The sequence below is a fragment of the Streptomyces hesseae genome (assembly GCF_031845785.1).
GTDB lineage: Bacteria > Actinomycetota > Actinomycetes > Streptomycetales > Streptomycetaceae > Streptomyces > Streptomyces hesseae.
This window is the reverse complement of record NZ_JAVRFI010000015.1, coordinates 34,859-53,667: the sequence shown is the minus strand read 5'-3', so window position 1 is coordinate 53,667 and position 18,809 is coordinate 34,859. Positions and strand designations below refer to the sequence as shown.

Annotated in this window: 11 protein-coding genes; all 11 read right to left on the bottom strand. The window is 70.9% G+C overall.

From position 1 onward, the window contains the following. Positions 1–9: 9 nt before the first annotated feature. Complete coding sequence (locus RM609_RS22045; RefSeq protein ID WP_311613230.1) at positions 10–10,563, bottom strand: LamG-like jellyroll fold domain-containing protein; 10,554 nt, start codon at positions 10,561–10,563, stop codon at positions 10–12. A gap of 200 nt (positions 10,564–10,763) precedes the next feature. Next, positions 10,764–11,552, bottom strand: coding sequence for a DsbA family protein (locus RM609_RS22040; protein ID WP_311613229.1), 789 nt, complete (start codon positions 11,550–11,552; stop codon positions 10,764–10,766). 65 nt (positions 11,553–11,617) lie between these two features. Further along, positions 11,618–12,433, bottom strand: coding sequence for a tryptophan synthase subunit alpha (gene trpA, locus RM609_RS22035; RefSeq protein ID WP_311613228.1), 816 nt, complete (start codon positions 12,431–12,433; stop codon positions 11,618–11,620). Further along, on the bottom strand, positions 12,433–13,683 hold the full coding sequence (trpB, locus tag RM609_RS22030) for a tryptophan synthase subunit beta (protein ID WP_311613227.1): 1,251 nt from the start codon (positions 13,681–13,683) through the stop codon (positions 12,433–12,435). The genes trpA and trpB overlap by 1 nt, the downstream gene beginning before the upstream one ends. Positions 13,684–13,757: 74 nt before the next feature. Continuing rightward, positions 13,758–14,009 (bottom strand): tryptophan biosynthesis modulator TrpM, encoded by a 252-nt coding sequence (trpM, locus tag RM609_RS22025; RefSeq protein ID WP_311613226.1) that lies wholly within the window; start codon positions 14,007–14,009, stop codon positions 13,758–13,760. A 9-nt stretch (positions 14,010–14,018) separates the two neighbouring features. After that, a complete protein-coding gene (gene trpC / locus RM609_RS22020; RefSeq protein ID WP_311613225.1) occupies positions 14,019–14,828 on the bottom strand; it encodes an indole-3-glycerol phosphate synthase TrpC in 810 nt (269 codons plus the stop codon). A 324-nt stretch (positions 14,829–15,152) separates the two neighbouring features. Then, positions 15,153–15,635 carry a DUF2752 domain-containing protein gene (locus tag RM609_RS22015; RefSeq protein WP_438828501.1) on the bottom strand — a complete coding sequence of 161 codons (483 nt, stop codon included), beginning with the start codon at positions 15,633–15,635 and terminating at the stop codon, positions 15,153–15,155. A 105-nt stretch (positions 15,636–15,740) separates the two neighbouring features. Further along, positions 15,741–15,974 (bottom strand): HGxxPAAW family protein, encoded by a 234-nt coding sequence (locus tag RM609_RS22010; protein ID WP_311613224.1) that lies wholly within the window; start codon positions 15,972–15,974, stop codon positions 15,741–15,743. Positions 15,975–16,086: 112 nt separating this feature from the next. Continuing rightward, the gene (locus RM609_RS22005; RefSeq protein WP_311613223.1) at positions 16,087–16,725 is read right to left on the bottom strand and encodes a TIGR02234 family membrane protein; all 639 of its coding nucleotides are present in this window, start codon (positions 16,723–16,725) and stop codon (positions 16,087–16,089) included. Between the two features lie 107 nt (positions 16,726–16,832). Next, entirely contained in the window at positions 16,833–18,392 is a 1,560-nt protein-coding gene (locus RM609_RS22000) for an anthranilate synthase component I (protein WP_311613222.1), read from the bottom strand. Between the two features lie 31 nt (positions 18,393–18,423). After that, positions 18,424–18,792 (bottom strand): phosphoribosyl-AMP cyclohydrolase, encoded by a 369-nt coding sequence (gene hisI, locus RM609_RS21995; protein WP_311613221.1) that lies wholly within the window; start codon positions 18,790–18,792, stop codon positions 18,424–18,426. Between the last annotated feature and the right edge of the window lie 17 nt (positions 18,793–18,809).

The window sequence follows — 18,809 nt, the reverse complement described above, 5'->3', positions numbered from 1 at the left end:
GCCGATCCATCATGGATTCCTGCTGATCTGACAGAGCCCGTAGGACCCCACGGACACGGATCCGGATTCATACTCCGTCGTATAAGTACTGGGATCTTCTCGCACACCGGCATAGTAGAAGCCAGTCGGCTTGTAACCTACCGGGTACTTATTGGCATACGAACCGACCGTAGAGTTCACCCTTCCGTCCTGCTGATGCCAACAGTACGGCCTCTCCTTCCCGGACCAGGTCGTGTCCGGAAGATGACCGGCCACATTACCGTTGTACTCGTAGGGAGTGCCCTCCAGTTCCTTCTTGTGGGCCCTCAGGTACTTACCTGCCACCGAACTGAGAGTCTCGTTACCGACCATTTCATTGCTGGGCGACACGCGCCCCTTTGGAGACCAGTAACCAGGAATTGCGTTGATAGCGGCTATGTGATCCTTCAACTCTGCAATTTGAGCAGCAGTGGCCCCCTTGGGGGCACGGAAACATACAGGCCCTGACATCCCCTTCGATTCCGTGTTCATCTCGAGGAGCTTGGTGCAGTCCACATCGTCGTCGGCCTGGGCACCACTCCCTCGACCCCCGTGAGAGGGGTCCACGCCTGGTGCTGGCTGAGGGGCCGCTCCCGGCTCTCGATTCGGATCGTACGAGTCGCTGTTGAACAGGTCGAGGATTCGCGCGGCGGTGATGACCGTGTTGACCACGTCGCCGAACTTCCAGCCACCGTTCGGGTCGAGGCCCGGCTTCAGCGGCGGGCGGTTGGGTGCGGGCTTCGGGAAGCGGCCGCGGTTGGGGTTCTGCTCGATGCGCGGGCGCGGAGGGCGGGCCGGGCGGGTGCGGGTTCCCGCTCGGCCGCCGCGGCCGCCGCGGTACGACGGGCGGTAGACCGGCTCGTCGTAGCCGCCTTCGGGGCCATCGCCACCGTCGCCTCCACCGTCGCTTCCACCATCGCCTCCGCCGTCGCCTCCGCCGTCGCCTCCGTCGTCGCCGGCGGCCTCGTCCTCCGCCTGGGCTTCAAAGGCCTCGGCCTGCTCGAGCAGGCGGGCGGCCAGGAGGTCGTTCTCGGCCTCAAGGGTCCCGCTGATATCAGCCGCGCCCTCGTATCCTCCGGAGTCCGTGTCGTCACTGGTCCAGTCGTTCCACCTGTCGCGGGCCCAGTCCCCAACGCCACCCAGGCTGTCCGACAAGCCCTGGCAGTAGGCGGCGCAAGCCGCGCCGAGCCCCCAGGCCGCGCCGAAGAGGACACCCTCGCCGATGCACAGGTCCTCGATGCAATGCCCCGACGGGTCCGTCCCGTTCAGCGGCGACGCGTTTCCGTATCCGTACCGGTTCGCCTGCGCCGACGGCGAGGCGTCGAGCTGCCAGGTGTCGCGGGACGCGAAGCGGCCCGTGCCCGGCTGGTACCAGCGGGAGGCCATGTTGACGTCGCCGGTCGACGGGTCGGTCCAGCCGGACTGGTAGCCGAGCGACGAGCGGGCGCCGGACTTGGCCCGTACCGACCCGAACGGGTCGTACGACGCCGAGCCCACGAGCTTCGTCCCGTCGGCCGACAGGCCAGCGACGACGTCCGTGTGCCGGTCCGTCACCGACCGCTGCGCGGTCGTGCCGTCCGTGCTGCCGAGCAGCGTGCCGCCGGGGGTCCGGCTGTATGTGCTGGTGCCGTCCGACACCAGGTTGTTGGAACCGCCGTCGTACGTGAACGCGGCGTTGCCGCTCCGGCCGACGCGGTCGAGCGAGTCGTAGCCGTACGTCGTGTCCCCGTCGGCGATGCGCCGCTCGAAGGCGTCGTACGTCAGGGCGCGCGGCTTGCCGCTGCCCGTGTCGACCGAGGCGAGGGTGCCGCGCGGCGTGTAGCCGTAGCGCGTGGTGCCGTCCGTCAGCTGACGGTTGGCCTCGTCGAAGGTCGCGGTGGTGTCACCGGCCTTGACGCGGTTGCCGGCGTCGTCCCACGCGTACGACGTGGTCTTGCCGTCGCCCGTCCAGGACGTCAGGCGTCCGGCCTTGTCGTATGCGTACGTTTCCTTTCCGGCGCCCGCGACGCCGCTGGTGGTCTTCGTGGTGAGGCGGTTGTCCAGGTCGTAGTCGTACGCGGTGGACATGACCTCGGTCGTGCCGTCCGCGCCGGTGACCTTGGACTCGGTCAGGCGGCCGAGCTGGTCGTAGACGTAGCCACGTCGCCCGCCGGTCCGCCAGTCCGTCGCGCCGGCGGGCTTGGACGCGTACTGCTCCTGCAGCACACGGCCGGCCGCGTCATAGGCGGTGACGGTCTGACCGCCGGTGAGGGCGTCCTCGGTGCGGTTCAGACGGCCCGCGGCGTCATAGCCGTAGGTGGTGGTGCCGGACTTGTCGGTCCGGGACGTCATGTTGCCGTCGTCGTCGTAGGTGTAGGTGGACTTGCCTCCCGGACCGTTCGAGGTCAGCAGCTCGCCACGGTCGTTGTAGGTGTAGGTGTTCGGGTTGAGGACGTCGCCCGAGCCGGCCTTGGTGAGATGGCCCACCAGGTCGTACTCCAGGGTCCGGTCGGTGGTGGTGGCCTCGGCGCCCGTGCCCGTCTCCTTGGTCAGCTGACCGTGGACGTCGTAGGTGCTGTGCCGCTCGACACCACCGGGCATCAGCTCGGCCACGTTCTGGCCGGCCGCGTCGTAGACCTTGGTCCACGTGCGGTCGGCGGCCTTCGGCTGTGCCGCCGTCGTCGGCTCGATCGTGGACTCGGGCAGGCCCCACGGCGTGAACGTATAGGTCGTGGTGTTGCCACGGCCGTCCGTCAGGCGCGTGCGCTTGCCCATCACGTCGTACCCGAAGCCCGTAGTGATCGACTTGCCGTCGGCCACGGGTTCGACCTGCTGCGTCATCCGGCCCACGGCGTCGTACGCGAAGGTGGTCTTCGCCCCCGAAGCCGAGGTGGCGGAGATTCGGTTGCCGTCGGCGTCGTACTCCACGGCGGTCGACCGCAGGGCGGTGTCACCGGTGCCGTAGTCGGTCGTGCCCGCCACACCGCCGAAGCCGTCGTAGCGCGTGACGCTCTTCCGGCCCGTCGCGTCGACGGTCTGGACCTGCCGGCCCAGGGCGTCGTACGCGAACTTCGACGTGCCGCCACCGGGCTCGGTGGCGCTCAGGACCTCGCCCGCCACGTCGTACGCGGCCGACGTGATCAGACCCGCCGGGCTGGTGGACGAGGTCTGGCGACCCGCGTCGTCCCAGGCGTAGCGCGTGGTGAGGTTCTGCGCGGCCGGGTAGCGCTCGACGGCCGTGGCCGTCAGTTGCCGGCCCAGCTCGTCGTACGTGGCCTCGGTCCGCGCGCCGGTGGGTCCGGTGGTGGAGAGGCGCAGTCCCGTGGGCGTCCAGGTGAATCGATTCGCCTGATCGTCCGTCGACGCCGGCTGCAACGGGTTGCCGTCGCCGCCGAGGCCGGTGTTGAGGTTGGCGTTGAGCAGGCTCGTCGCCGGGAGCGACTGGCGGATCAGGTGGCCCAGCTGGTCGTAGGCGTAGCTGATCGTCCGGCCCAGCGGATCGGTGGTTGCCGTCCGGTGGCCCAGGGCGTCGTAAGCGACCCGGGAGACGGCGGTGATCTTCTCCCCGCCCGGCGGAGTGTAATCGGGCAGGGTGACGGCGGTGGCCCGGCCGAGCTTGTCGACCGCGGTACGGGTCACCGACCCGTTCGCGGCGCGGGCCTCGGTGGCCTCGCCGAAGGTGTTGTACCCCCTGAGGGTGCTGGGCTTGACGGCCTGGGGCTGCTGGCCCTGCTGCTCGGCCTGGATCTGCGGGGCGGTCTGCTCCACGAGGTGGCCGAGGGCGTCGTAGCGGTTGGTGGTGGTGAAGGCCGGCGCGTCGGCGCCGGTCTCGTTGCCGCGCGGGGTCGTCGCCGCGACGGTCAGGCCGCGCTGGTCGTAGGCGAACGTCGCCGTACGCGTGCGGTCGCCGTCGACGACGCTCTGGGTGAGCTTGTTGCCCGCCTTGTCGTAGGTGAAGCGCTGGGTGCTCAGCGCGGTCTTCTGCTCGACGGGCCGGTCGGCGTCGTCGTAGGCGTAGGTCGTCCAGCGGTTGAGGCCGTTCGGGTCGAGCACGCTGCGCGTGACGCGGCCCGTGGCGTCCACCTCGTTGGCGACGGTGGCGGTGCCACCGGCTCCGGTCCGCTGGATCAGGTTGCCCGCGCCGTCGTAGACGTCGGCCTCCAGCACGATGTCGTGCTTGCCACCGTCGGCCTGGGTGACGCTCTTCGCGGTCTTCGACGCGAGCTTGCCGTCGTCGAAGTAGGCGTAGGCCGTGGTGGCGCCCATCGCGTCGGTCGACGAGGCCAGGCGGCCCGCCGGGTCGTACGCGTTGGAGGCGACCACCAGGTCCTTGGCCTCACCGGAGGGATCGCCCCTCCAGCCCTTCAGAACGGTTTCCGCGAGACGGCCGCCCGGCGTGTAGCGGTACTCGTACGTCGTCCCGAGGGCGTCGGTCGTACGGGCGGTGCGGCCGAACGCGTCATAGGCGACGACCGTGTCGTTGCCCTCGGCGTCGGTCGTCTTGTCCTCGAGGCCGTGCTCGTCGTAGTGGTGGACGGTGGTGCGCTGGGCGTCGCCGCCCGTGGTGTCCTCCGTGATCTCGGTCAGCAGCTTGCCGTCGGGGTCGAAGGCGCGCGTGGTCCTCGCGGTGTGGGTGACGCCCGTGATCTCGTTCTTCACCGCGGCGCCGGTCTCGGAGACGATCCGCGACATGGCGTCGTAGGCGAAGGCCGTGGTCACACCGTCCGGCCTGCTGTCGGAGACCTGGGTCTCGGTCAGCTTCCGGCCGATGCCGTCGTAGGCGTAGCGCGTTACCAGGCCGGACGGGGCCGTGGCCTGGGCGAGGTCGCCCTGTGCCGTATAGCCGTACTCCGTGACGGCACCGCCCGGAGCGGCGGTCGTCCGGACCAGGCCGGCCGGGACGGTACCGCCGCCGACGGCGGCTTCCTGCCCGGTGGTGTACGTCGTGACCGACTTCCGGCCGTCCGCGAGCACGGTCGTGTCCGGGAGGCCGAGCGCCGTGTACGTCATCGACGTGCGGTAACGGTCGTCGCGAGCGCTCGTGGAGCGGGCGTCGCGGGTGGCCGTGGGCTTGTCGTTGCGCGGGTCGAGCGGGTCGGCGGTGTTCAGGTAGTAGTCGGTGAAGGACGTCCAGCAGGAGTTGGCGTCACGGCACGTGGTCCTGGAGACCGTGTTGCCGCGGGCGTCGTGCCCTGTGACGGCGAAGTGGCCGTTGGGGTCGGTCACCGTGTGGAGGAAGCCGCCGGTGTCGTACGCGTAGGTGGTACGGCCCCCTTCGGTATCCGTCGCGGTCACCGGGCGCTGGCCGCGCAGGGCGTCGTAGGCGACGCTGCTGGTCCGGCCGGCCGGGTCGGTGACGCTGATCGTGGATGTCAGCGAGGACATGCCGGAGGAGCGCATGGCACCGTAGTGCTCGGCCACCTGGTCCTCGGTGAGCTCCTTCGGGTAGAAGGCCGCCTCGTCGAGGTCACCGCTGAAGTAGCGGGTGCCGGGCTTCTGTCCGTCCCAGCTCTCGCTCGAGTAGCCACCGCCCAGGTAGGTGTGGGCCATGGTCTCGGGCTTGGACGGCTCGTTGAGGCCGCCGACCTTCGTCCCGTCCAGGTAGAGGGACTGGCTGGTGCTGCCGCCGGTGATGACGACGTGGTGCCACTGATTGTCGGTGACCGCCGTGCCCGAGACGATCGGCTTTCCGGAGCCGCTGTGCCACAGCTGGCCGCGCAGCTTGCCGTCGGCGTCGATGAGCAGGCTCGGGTTCCAGTCGGTGGGTGTCTTGCCCAGATCCGCGTTCTGCATCCCCAGCAGCACACCGCTCGGCTTGCCCGTGCGGAACCACATCTCGGCCGTCATGGCCGGGGTGTTGCCCATGATTCCGAACGGCAGCTCGACCGAGCCGTCGCCGGCCAGGGTCACCGCGCCGTTGTCACCGGGACCGAAGGCGCCCGTGGTGCCGAGCTTGGCCTTGGTGTACGTGCCGTCACCGGCGTACACGGCGGCCTTGCTGTGGGCCTTGTCGCCGGTGGACTCGTCGAGACGCCAGTAGCCCGAGGGCGCGTCGGCCGTGACCACGCCCCGGTAGTGGGCGCCGTCGCCGGAGACCAGGCCGGTGCGGGAGCGGTAGTGCTCGGCGACCGTCCCTTCCGTCAGTTCCTTCGTGTAGAAGGCCACCTCGTCGAGCTGACCGGTGAGGTAACGAGTGCCGGCGCTCTGACCGTCCCAGCCCTCACTGGAGTAGCCCGCGCCGAGGTAGGCGTGGTCCAGCGTCTCCGGCTTCGCGGCGCCCGCGAGGGAACCCGCCTTGGCACCGTCGAGGTAGAGGGTCTGCCCGGTGGTGCCGCCGGTGAGCACCGCGTGATGCCACTCGCTGTCGGTGACCTTCTTGCCGGAGACGATCGGCTGCCAGGAGCCGCCGTGCCACACCTGGCCGCGCAGCTTGCCGTCCTGATCGACCAGCAGGCTCGGGTTCCAGTCGGTCGGCGTCTTGCCCAGCTCGGCGTTCTGCAGGCCGAGCAGGACGCCCTGCTTCCCGGTGCGGAACCACAGCTCGAAGGAGAGCGCGCTCGCGCCCTTCAGCGGGTCCGTGGGCACCTCGACGGCCCCTGCGGACCCGTCGAGCGTCGCCGAACCGTCGTCGCCATCGGAGAAGGCACCGACCGCGCCGAGCGTCACGCCGTCGCGGTAGGCGCCGTCGGCGCCGCCGGTGATCTCGTTGGCCGCCGTGGAGCCGCTCCGGTCACCGAGGCGCCAGTACTCGACGGGCCCGGACGTACGGACCGTGTCGGCGTACGCGGCAGAGCCCGCGGAGTAGACCGGTGCGGATACCTTCCAGGTGCCGCCCTTCTCGTCCGTCGTCCCGGTGACCCGGCCGGTGCCGGAGTCGTACGACACCTGAGCGTGGACGCGTCCCGAGGGCAGTGTGACCTTGGTCAACCGGCCCGACGCGGCCCGGGCACGGTAGTGCTCGGCGATGGTGGTCGCGTCGAGGGGCTGCTGGTAGACGGCCACCTCGTCCATGAGACCGGTGAAACGGCGCACAGCGTAGGGCAGGCCGTCCCAGCCGGTGCTGGAGTATCCGGCACCCAGGTAGGTGAACGACTGCTTCCGGTGATCGATCGGGCCGGTCAGGGTACCGACCAGCGAACCGTCGAGGTACAGCGACTGCGTCGTACCCGCGGCCGTGAGCGCGGCGTGGTGCCAGGTGTCGTCGGTGACGGTGCCCGTGCTGACGATGGGCTGGACCCGGCCCGTCCAGTACTGGCCGACGAGCTTGCCGTCCTTGTCGACCGCCAGCGTCGGGGTCCAGTCGTTGGGCTGGCCGTCGGCAAGCCGGCCGTCCTGGAAGCCGACCAGGACGCCGGGCTTGGTGGTCTTGAACCACAGCTCGGTCGTCAGGGAGGTCGAGGTCCGGATGGTGTCCTCGGGCAGTTCCACGTAGGAGTTGGTGCCGTCGAAGGCTGCCGCCGTGTCACTGGTGCCCGCCACGGCTCCGGCGGAGCCCAGCTTCACGTCCCGGTAGAGGGCCTGGTTCAGGCCGGTGCGGGAGGGGGCGTCGCTGGCGGCGATCGCGCCCTGGGCCTCGCCCAGTCGCCAGTACGAGAGGGGGTTCTGGTCGAGCACCATGCTGCGGTAGAGCGATCCGTCGCCGTACTCGTACGCCGTGCACTTGTCGGTCGTTCCCGGCGGGCAGACCTTGCCGAGACGGTCACCGGTGTAGGTGTACGTCCAGGTCAGGCCGTCGGCGCCGGGCCCCGTGCCCTTGGCGGTCGTGGTGGCGACCTTGCCGCCGTTCCAGGTGAAGGCGAGCGAGCGCCCCGAAAGCGTGTCGCGGGCCTCGGTCAGCTTGCCGTCGGTGTAGGTCAGCCGCTGTTCCCGGCCCGCCCCGTCGGTGATCTTCGTCAGCCGTCCGGAGGGGTCGAAGGAGTACGTGCTGGCCGACTTGTCGCGCAGCACCCAGCCGCCGCCACCGACGGAGGTGAGGGTGATCGCGCTGCCGGACGGTGCGGCGTAGGTGCCGTCGGTGTTCCGGCCGAACCGGACGCGACTGCCACCGGCGGTCGTCACGACGACGTTGCCGGTGGTCTCGGCGACCGCGCGCATGTCCCAGCGGGTGGACCAGCCACTGCCGAAGACATTGTCCGTCCGGGGATCCTGCGAGTTGTAGGAGCGGACGACCGCCAGCTCCGGGCCGACCGTGGGAACGGACGCGTCCGTCGCGGCTGTGGCGTAGTTGCCCGAGCGGCTGCCGAACTCCCGGCCGCCGTCGCCACCGAGGTGGGCCGTCACAGCGGGCTGCGGGACCTGGGTGGTGAAGTAGGCGGGACCGGGACGGTTCGAGGTGTCCTTGCCGTCGTAGGCGTAGGCGTACCAGGCGTAGTTCTTGCTCCAGGACAGCCAGCCGCTGGGGACGGCCCACTGCTGGGCGGTGCCACGATCACTGCTGCGGCAGTTCTTCCGGGCGTCCTTGCCCTCGACCTCGCAGACCTCGAAGGAGTACTGCAAGGTGCCGGACGGGGAGTGGTCCTCGTCCTTGCCCGACGCCCAGAGCGTCGGGGTCAGGGAGTCGAGCGTCGCGCCACCGGCCGGGGATTCGGCCGTCAGCTGCGGCGGGAGGTTGACGGCGGCGAACTTGATCGCCGATCCCGGCACTCCTTCACTGGTGAACCGGGGCCCGTCGAGGACATCCATCGTCCAGACCAGGGTGTAGGTGGCCGGCTGCAACGCCGCGATCTTCGCGTCGAGGGTGACGCTCTGACCCGGGGCGACATCCTGCGGCATCGGGGTCCAGACGACGTGCGACGTGTCGTTGTATTCCTTGCCCGACTCGTCGTAGAGGTTGTAGCGCAGCTGGATGTGACCGCCCTTGGTCCAGGTGTCCTGACCCTGGTTGGTGACGGTGACCTTCATCGACCCCTGGGTGGTGGCCGTGACTGGTTTGGTGAAGTCACCGACCTTGTACGTGGCTCCGTACCGGGTCCAGGTGACGTCCAGGCTCGGCTTGCCGTTCGGGTAGTTGTCGGAGCCGAACTGCTTCCACGCCTTGGTGTCCGAGTCCGAGGCCTTCACGGCGAGGCCGTAGTTCTTCTTGCGGCCGTGGGTCCAGTCGTCGACGACCTGGCGGCCGTCGGAACCGAGGCCTATGGACTCCCATGCGGGGTCACAGGACCAGGAGGCGGTGTTCGGCGGGCGCCAGCCGTGCGCGAAGCTCTTCGACACCAGGGAGGGGCCGGTGTCCGGGCCCGGGTAGGACTTGGTCGACGACTCCGACCAGTCCGAGGTGATGGCGTGCACCGTCACCGGCCGCGCGTCGCAGGAGTACGACCACGTGTTGTACAGCGCCAGCTTCGCGTCCAGCACCCACGCGTTCTTCAGCGAGTTCTCGACACCGTTGAAGCGCAGGAACGAGGCGGCCTTGTGCGTACCGCCGTCGTAGGTGCCCGCCTTGAGAATGGTGTCGCTCGAGAAGTCCTGGGTGTACGGGGTCTGCACATACGTGCCGGACGTGGCGTCGATGCCGCTGACCGACGGGTCCACCTTCACCGGGAACACCCGCTCGGGCGCGCTCAGCCACTCCTTGTCGAGGGAGACGACCAGCACCTGGCGGCCGTTCTCGGTCTCCAGGCGATAGCGCACACCCGAGGAGATCTCGCCCTGGTTGGCGTTCTCCGCCAGGTGCGAGTCCTCCATCCAGCCTTCCGGCATCCGGGCACGTGTGCGGTCGTCCTTGTCGACGAACACCACCCCGCCCTGGTCGTCGAGCTTGGCCGTCAGACCGTCCGTCAGGAGCGGGAAGCGCCATTCGGTCGGCGCGTCCTTGCTCTTGAGGAGGAGGGTCTCCTTCACGGAGTCGCTGCTCGCGATGTACTGGAGGTCGGTGGCCTGCCGTACGTCGGAGTAGGTGATGACGCTGCCGTCGGCCTTGCCCGGTGCGGGTGCGCTGCCCGAGAGGCCGTAGCCCAGCGACGGTCCGTCGCTCAGCTTCATGCTCATCACCGGGTTCGCGTCCGCCGTGGGCGCGAAGGTGATGGCGACCTGGGTCGAGCGGGTCTCCCACAGCGGGCCCGTCGGGGTCGCGGCGCGAATGCTGCGATCGGGACGGATCAGCGTGGAGTCGATCGGCTTCCAGGAGCCGTCACGGTCCTTGAAGTTGACGGGCTCGTTGTAGAAGCGCGTGGTGTAGGTGCCGTCCTCGTTGAGGAAGGTGCGGCGGCGCTCCTGCCGCTCGGCGGGCAGCTCCTTGCTTGTCTTCTCCGAGAAGCCCTGGGGAGCAGGGGCGCCGGGTGGTGTGACGTGCTCCGCCGGGCCCATGCCGGGCCGCGAGGGCTTGCCGCCGAGCTCCCGCTCGGTGAGCTTGTGCTCCGGCGGCAGCTGGCCCGGTGCCTCGAGGGCCCCTGGCCGGCCGCCTCTGGCCGAGGCCTCCGTGGCGCCACCGGTGGTCCGGTGTCCACGGCCCGCCGCCGAGCCCCAGCGCTGACCGGGGGCGCCGGGGCCTCTGAGTGAACTTCGATTCCAACGATCGACTGCCAGCGCGACCTGCTCGGTCCCGCATAGCAGGGCCATGACAATCGCCATGGCGAAAGATATAAACCGCGTAAAACGCACGACTTTCCCTATGGAGTGAACAAAAATCGCCCATGTCTACTACTTAGACGATCTTCACTCAACCCCATAGCGGGCATAACGGATCGGCGCGAGACGGAATTTGCAGTTCCATTACACATTCGGAACCTTGGACTCCGGTCAGTTGAGGCCAATCCCCCGCAAAACCGCTCCTACCCCTTCTGAGCCGCCGCCACCAGCTCCCGCAGCTTCTGCGGCGTCAGCGGGTGCGTCGGGTCGTCGTACAGGCTCTTGCCGTTGAGGATGACCGTGGGGGTGCCGCGGTGGCCGGACTTGCTGAAGGTGTCCTGGGACTTCTGGACCCAGCTGTTGTGGGGGCCGTCCTCGACGCACTTCTGGAAGGACGCGGTGTTGAGGCCCGGGACCTTGTTCGCGATCTCCAGCAGTTTGGCCTTCTTGCCGTAGGCGTCGACCGTCTCCGGCGGCTGGCTCTTGTAGAGCTCGTCGTGGTAGGCGAGGAACTTGCCGGCGTCCTGGGCGCAGGCCGCCGCGTTGGCGGCGTACAGGGAGCCGGAGCCGCCGAGGTTCTTGTCGATGAGGGTGACCAGGGTGTACTCGGCCTTCAGCTCGCCCTTGCCCTCCAGTTCGTGGATGGTGTCGCGGAAGCCGTTCTCGAACTGGCCGCAGCCGGGGCAGCGGAAGTCCTCGAAGACGACCAGGTTCGCCTTGGCGGCCTGGTTGCCGACCGGGATGGCGAGGCTGTCCTTGCCGATGGCGCCCTGGGGAGCGAGGAGGGGGCCGGCCGTCTTGCGCTTGTTGTCCTTGCCGCCGCCGGAGCCCGCCACCAGCGCCGCGATGCCCACGCCGGCGCCCAGGACGGCGGCCACCACTACGACCGCGATCAGGGTCCGCTTGCGCTTGGCACGGGACTCTTCCTTCCGGCGCTGTTCCTGTAGCCGCTCGCGGGCGCTGCGCTTACCGTCGTTGTTCTTCTGGCTCACATCCCCCTACAACGAACCGGGGGCACGCCCAAGCGCGCCCCCGGTCGCCGTTTCCTTCAAAAGAGTTACGCGCGCTTGCGGACGCCCTCCGCCAGCTCGCCCGCCAGGGAGCGGACCGCCGCGATGCCGGACTCCAGGTCCGGCGCGTCCAGCAGGCGCTTGACGAATGCCGAGCCGACGATGACGCCGTCGGCGAACTGGGCGACCTCCTCGGCCTGCGTGGCGTTGGAGACGCCGAGGCCCACACAGACCGGCAGTTCGGTGACGGCCCGGGTGCGGCGCACCAGGTCCTGGGCCTCGCGGCCGACCGACTCCCGGGTGCCCGTGACGCCCATCAGCGAGGCGGCGTAGACGAAGCCGCTGCCCGCCGCCGTGATCTTGGCGAGGCGGTCGTCGCGGCTGCTCGGGGCGACGACGAACACCGTGGCCAGGCCGTGCTGTTCGGCGGCCTTGCGCCAGGTCTCGGACTCCTCGACCGGCAGGTCCGGCAGGATGCAGCCCGCTCCCCCGGCGGCGGCCAGGTCGGCGGCGAAGCGCTCCACGCCGTAGGCGTCGACCGGGTTCCAGTAGGTCATCACCAGCACGGGCGCGCCGGTGATCTCGTGGGCCTCCTTGACCGTACGGATCACGTCGACGATCTTGATGCCGCCGCGCAGGGCGATGTCGTCGGCGGTCTGGATGACCGGCCCGTCCAGGACCGGGTCGCTGTGCGGCAGCCCGACCTCGACGATGTCGCAGCCGCCGTCGAGCATCGCCGTGACGGCCCGGACGCCGTCCTCCACGGAGGGGAAGCCCGCCGGCAGGTAACCCACCAGCGCGGCGCGGTTCTCGGACTTGGCCGCGGCCAGGACCGAGTTCAGGAGTTCGATGTTGCCCGCCATCACTCGGCCCCCTCGGCGGTGTCCGCCGTGTCGTACAGCCCGAAGTAGCGGGCCGCGGTGTCCATGTCCTTGTCGCCCCGCCCGGAGAGGTTCACCAGGATCAGGCCGTCCTCGCCCAGCTCGCGGCCGATCTCCAGCGCGCCCGCGAGCGCGTGGGCGCTCTCGATGGCCGGGATGATGCCCTCGGTGCGGGAGAGCAGCCGCATCGCCTCCATGGCCTGGGCGTCGGTGACGGCCCGGTACTCGGCGCGGCCGATGTCCTTGAGGTAGGAGTGCTCGGGGCCGATGCCGGGGTAGTCGAGGCCGGCGGAGATCGAGTACGGCTCGGTGATCTGGCCGTCCTCGTCCTGGAGGACGTAGGAGCGCGAGCCGTGGAGGATGCCGGGGGTGCCCTCGGTGAGGGTGGCCGCGTGCTCGCCGGTCTCCACGCCGTGGCCGCCGGGCTCGCAGCCGATCAGCCGGACGCCCTCGTCGGGCAGGAAGGCGTGGAAGAGGCCGATGGCGTTGGAGCCGCCGCCCACGCACGCGACGGCGGCGTCGGGGAGCCGGCCGGTGCGCTCGAGGATCTGGCGGCGGGCCTCGACGCCGATGACGCGGTGGAAGTCGCGGACCAGGGCCGGGAAGGGGTGGGGTCCGGCGACCGTGCCGAAGAGGTAGTGGGTGCGGTCGACGTTGGCGACCCAGTCGCGGAAGGCCTCGTTGATGGCGTCCTTCAGCGTGCGGCTGCCGGACTTCACGGAGATGACCTCGGCGCCGAGCATCCGCATCCGGGCGACGTTCAGCGCCTGCCGCTGGGTGTCGACCTCGCCCATGTAGATGGTGCATTCGAGACCGAAGAGGGCGCAGGCGGTGGCGGTGGCGACGCCGTGCTGGCCCGCGCCGGTCTCGGCGATGACACGGGTCTTGCCCATGCGCTTGGTGAGCAGCGCCTGGCCCAGCACGTTGTTGATCTTGTGGGAGCCGGTGTGGTTGAGGTCCTCGCGCTTGACGAAGACCCGGGCGCCGCCCGCGTGTTCGGCGAAGCGCGGCACCTCGGTGAGCGGGCTGGGGCGGCCCGCGTAGTTGACCATCAGGTCGTCGAGCTCGGCGGCGAAGGCCGGGTCGGCCTTGGCCTTGTCGTACTCGGCGGCGACCTGGTCGACGGCGGCGACGAGGGCCTCGGGGATGAACTTGCCGCCGAAGGCGCCAAAGTAGCCGGACGCGTTCGGCACCTGGCCCTCGGGGTCGGGTACGAAGAAGCCGGAGGACATGTGAGCACTCCTGGGATGTGCGGAAGTTCCGGGTGCGGCGCCTTGAGGGTGCCCTGCCCGGTGATGACGGAAGGTTACGGCTGAACGCCGCGACGCCATCGCATCCCGTTGATCTGACCCGGCTCACAGCCGATGTGGTACCGCACCCGGCGGCCGCGGACGCGGCGCGCGGGCGCCCGGCAGCCGCGGGGGCGGCAGCCCCGGGCCAGCCGTGCGCAGTAGTACTGCGGGGAGTCCGGGCCGATGCCCGGCCGCCCGGCCGCGGGCACGCCGACGGGGGCCGGGTGTCGGCCCGGTCCCCTGTGGCGTGCGCGGCGGGTGGTCATCTCCGCTCGTCAGCCCCGTCCGTGCCGGAGGGCGGGGTGGGCGCCGGCGGCGACCAGGTCGGCCACGGCCGTCCGGGGGTCGCGGCCGGTGACCAGGGACTCGCCCACGAGGACGGCGTCGGCGCCGTCGTTGGCGTAGGCGATGAGGTCGTGGGGGCCGCGGACGCCGGACTCGGCGATCTTGATGATGTTGTCGGGGATCTCGGGGGCCACCCGGGCGAAGGTGCCCCGGTCCACCTCGAGGGTCTTGAGGTTGCGGGCGTTGACGCCGATGATGCGGGCGCCGGCGTCGACGGCGCGCTGGACCTCCTCCTCGTCGTGCACCTCGACCAGCGGGGTGAGCCCGATGGACTCGGCCCGCTCGATGAGGGAGACGAGGGCCTCCTGCTCCAGCGCGGCGACGATCAGCAGGGCCAGGTCGGCGCCGTAGGCGCGGGCCTCCCACAGCTGGTAGGCCGTGACGATGAAGTCCTTGCGCAGGATCGGGATGTCGACCCGGGCGCGGACGGCCTCCAGGTCGGCGAGCGAGCCGCCGAAGCGGCGCTGCTCGGTGAGGACACTGATGACGGACGCGCCGCCCGCCTCGTAGTCCGCGGCGAGGCCGGCCGGGTCGGCGATGGCGGCGAGGGCGCCCTTGGAGGGGCTGGACCGCTTGACCTCGCAGATCACGCTGACGTTCTCGCCGCTCAGGGCGGCGGCGCCGTCCCTGGCCTGCGGGGCCCGGGCCGCGCGCTCCTTGAGATCGTCGAGGCTGACGCGCGCCTGCCGCTCCGCGAGGTCCGCACGGACTCCGTCGATGATCTCGTCGAGCACACTCACGCGAGCGGCCCCCTTCCGGAATCGGCTGGTCAGGTCTGATGCGGCACGACTTCACCACATCAGGCAATTGCGATGGTACTTGCCGGAGGGCGAAGGTTTCGCATCCGGTTGACGCGCATCCCGCCCATCGGACGACCGGAGGAATACCCTCCGGCGCCCACGGTCCGTGGCGCGGGGCTTGCGCGCGGTGTTCACGCTACGCACACCGTACGCGAACGATCAGCATCGGTCCGTACCGGCCGCTGTCGATCCATATCGATCCGCACCGGTCAGTGCCGCCGCCGGAGTGCATCCGTCACCGAACGTACGGCTCACGGGTGGGATCTACGGCACGAGTGCCGAGCCGCACGGCAGATTGCGTACAACCGTGAACAACAGGACGAGCGCGGCCAGCGCCCGGACGTGTTCTGGCCGGAACGCGACGGGCATGCCCCCGCCCGTCCGGGCCGCCCGGACCAGCCACAGCGTCCAGAGCACGGCGAAGGCGGCGTACCCGGCGACGGCCAGCGCGTTCGCCCCGAGCGCCGTGGCGAGGTCGCCGTGGGCCAGCGCGTGGAGGCCGCGCAGCCCGCCGCAGCCGGGGCAGTACAGCCCCGTCCAGCGCAGCAACGGGCAGGTGGGATAGAACCCGGGACGGCTGGGGTCCCGGACGGCCACCCAGGCGACGGCCGCCCCCAGCCCGGCGGCGACGCCGAGCGGCGCGGCCAGGCGGCGCGGCAAGGGCTGTGGCAGGGGCGGCAGGGGTTGCGGCAGGGACTCGAGCGGGGCGGCGGCGCGGCCGCCGTGCCGTGCGGGATCCGTCGTCACACCGCACAGTCTCCGCCCGATAGCACGAAGGCGCAGCTCAGGACGTCCGTACGGGGTATCCCGTACGGTCCCGGGCCGCGCCTCGGCGCCGAAGGACGGGGCTGATCAGGCCCGGCTCTCGGCGGCCTGGGTCCGCAGGGCCTTCTTGGGGGCCTGGCCCATGCCCATCATCCGCATGACCCCGCCGACGACGCCGCCGAGGACCACCACGACCATGCCGGCCCAGAAACCGACGGGCTTGGCCATGACGACGAACGCGCCCGAGATGCAGAAGCCGATGAAGGCGATGGTGACACCGGTCCAGGCGGCCGGGGTGTGTCCGTGGTCGCTACCCGACATGAGTTGACTCCTCGTTGCTGTGTCGCGCCCGCGGGCGCGGAGATCGCTCGGGGCCATTGTCCCCGACGCGCCGGGCGGCCGTACGCCGGGGTTGGCGTCCGGCCCGGGCGTGTCACCGTCCGGGGGCGCCCGTGGGGTCCTCGCCCCGGTCGAGGGCCTTCCACAGCTCCTCGGGCCGGTCCGGGTCGGCGGGGGCCTTGGCCCGGCGCGGGGCGGGGGCGTCGCCGCGCTCGTAGCGGCCGGACATGGCGGGCCACTGCCGGCCGAAGCGCAGGGCGAGCAGCCCGGCGAGGAGGAGCAGGACGCCGCCGGCGACGGCGACCCACGGCCAGGCGGTGTGCCCGACGTCGTCGATGGAGGCCTGAGTCAGGCCCGCGACCTTGGCGGCCTTCTCCTCCAGGGCGGAGGTGTCGCTCAGGCCGGTGATCGCCGCGCCCACCACGCCGGCGCCGCTCATCACGAGCAGCCCGGCGACGAGGCGGCGGCCCGCGCCGCGCACGGCGAAGACGGCGACGAGCGCGGCGAGGCCGACGACGGCCAGGGCGTCGGGCAGGGCCGTGACCTCCTGGCCGCTGGCCTGCTGGGCCATGCTGATGCCCCGCTCGGCGGCGGCGGTGCCCGTGGACCAGGTGCGGCCGCCGGCCAGGAGGACGAGGGCGGCGCCGAGCGCGCCCAGCGCGAGGGCGGCGGCGACGCTCTTGCGTCCACCGGGGGTGGGGGTGGTGCGGGGGGTGGGTGCTGCTGCGGTCACGGGTACCACTATCCCTTGTCGGGGGTGCGGGCCGGTGGGCGGGTGCGGGCCGTGTGGGGTGTGCCCACCCGTTCCGCCCTGCGGAACGATTGCCCACACCCCCCTTCCTACAGCCGGTTCGCCGTGTGTACCGCCCTAAGGACCGCGCCGGCCTTGTGGCGGCATTCCGCGTCTTCCGCCGCCGGGTCGGAGTCGGCGACGATGCCCGCGCCGGCCTGGACGTAGGCGGTGCCGTTCCGGAGGAGGGCGGTGCGGATGGCGATGGCGGTGTCGGAGTCCCCGGCGAAGCCGAGGTAGCCGACACAGCCCCCGTACAGGCCCCGGCGGGAGGGCTCCAGCTCCTCGATGATCTGCATGGCGCGCGGCTTGGGCGCGCCCGACAGCGTGCCGGCCGGGAAGCAGGCCGTGAGGACGTCGAAGGCGCTGCGGCCCGGTGCGAGACGGCCCGTGACGGTGGAGACGATGTGCATCACATGGCTGTAGCGCTCGACCGACATGAAGTCGACGACCTCGACGCTGCCGGGCTCGCAGACCCGGCCCAGGTCGTTGCGGCCGAGGTCGACGAGCATCAGGTGCTCGGCGCGCTCCTTGGGGTCGGCCAGCAGCTCCTCGGCCAGGGCGGCGTCCTCCTGCGGGGTGGCGCCGCGCGGGCGGGTGCCGGCGATGGGGTGCACCATGGCGCGCCCGTCCTCGACCTTCACCAGGGCCTCGGGGCTGGAGCCGACCACGTCGAACGCGCCGCCGTCGCCGTCCGGGAAGCGGAAGAGGTACATGTACGGGCTGGGGTTGGTGGCCCGCAGCACCCGGTAGACGTCGAGGGCGGAGGCGGTGCAGGGGGTCTCGAACCGCTGCGAGGGCACGACCTGGAAGGCCTCCCCCGCGCGGATGCGCTCCTTGATGTCCTCGACGGCCGTCATGAAGTCGGGGCCGCCCCAGCGGGCGGTGTACTCGGGCAGCTCGGAGGGCGGCAGGACGGTGGGCTGGGTGGGCACCGACCGGCGGAGGTCGGCGGCCATGGCGTCGAGGCGGGCGACGGCGTCGGCGTACGCCTCGTCGATGCCGGAATCGCGGTTGTCGTGGTTGATCGCGTTGGCGATCAGCAGGACCGTGCCGTTCCAGTGGTCGAGGACGGCGAGGTCCGAGGTGAGGAGCATGGTCAGCTCGGGCAGTCCGAGGGTGTCCTCGCCGTGCTCGCCGATCTTCTCCAGGCGGCGCACGATGTCGTAGCCCAGGTAGCCGACCATGCCGCCGGTGAAGGGCGGCAGTCCCGTGCCCTCGATGAGGTCGCGGGGGGTGTGCAGCGCCGCCACGGTGGCCCGCAGGGCGGCCAGCGGGTCCCCGCCGGTGGGGACGCCCACAGGCGGGGTGCCCAGCCAGTGGGCCTCGCCGTCGCGCACGGTCAGGGCGGCCGAGCTGCGGACGCCTACGAAGGAGTAACGGGACCAGGTGCGGCCGTTCTCAGCGGACTCCAGCAGGAACGTGCCGGGGCGCTCGGCGGCGAGCTTGCGGTAGAGGCCCACGGGTGTGTCGCCGTCGGCGAGGAAGCGGCGGGTGACCGGGATGACCCGGCGGTCCTTGGCGAGCGTGCGGAAGGTCCCCGCGTCGGGGGTGACATCCCCGCCGGCTCCGCCGGGGCCGTGGGAAGCGTGTGCGGACGTGGCAGCCATGGCAGCGGAGCCTACTGGCTGCGGCGGCCGTCTAGCCGCCCAGCGGCAGTTGGTGGGAGTCGAAACAGGTCCGGGTGCCGGTGTGGCAGGCCGGGCCGACCTGGTCGACCTTGACCAGGATCGTGTCCGCGTCGCAGTCCAGGGCGACGGACTTGACGTGCTGGGCGTGCCCCGAGGTGTCGCCCTTGACCCAGTACTCCTGGCGGCTGCGGCTCCAGTACGTACAGCGGCCGGTGGTGAGCGTGCGGTGGAGGGCCTCGTCGTCCATCCAGCCGAGCATGAGCACCTCACCGGTGTCGTACTGCTGGGCGATGGCGGGGATCAGGCCGTCGACGCTCCGCTTGAGCCGGGCGGCGATGGCGGGGTCGAGGCCGGAGAGGGGGCGGGTGTTGCCGGTCATGGCTCCATTGTCCCCCG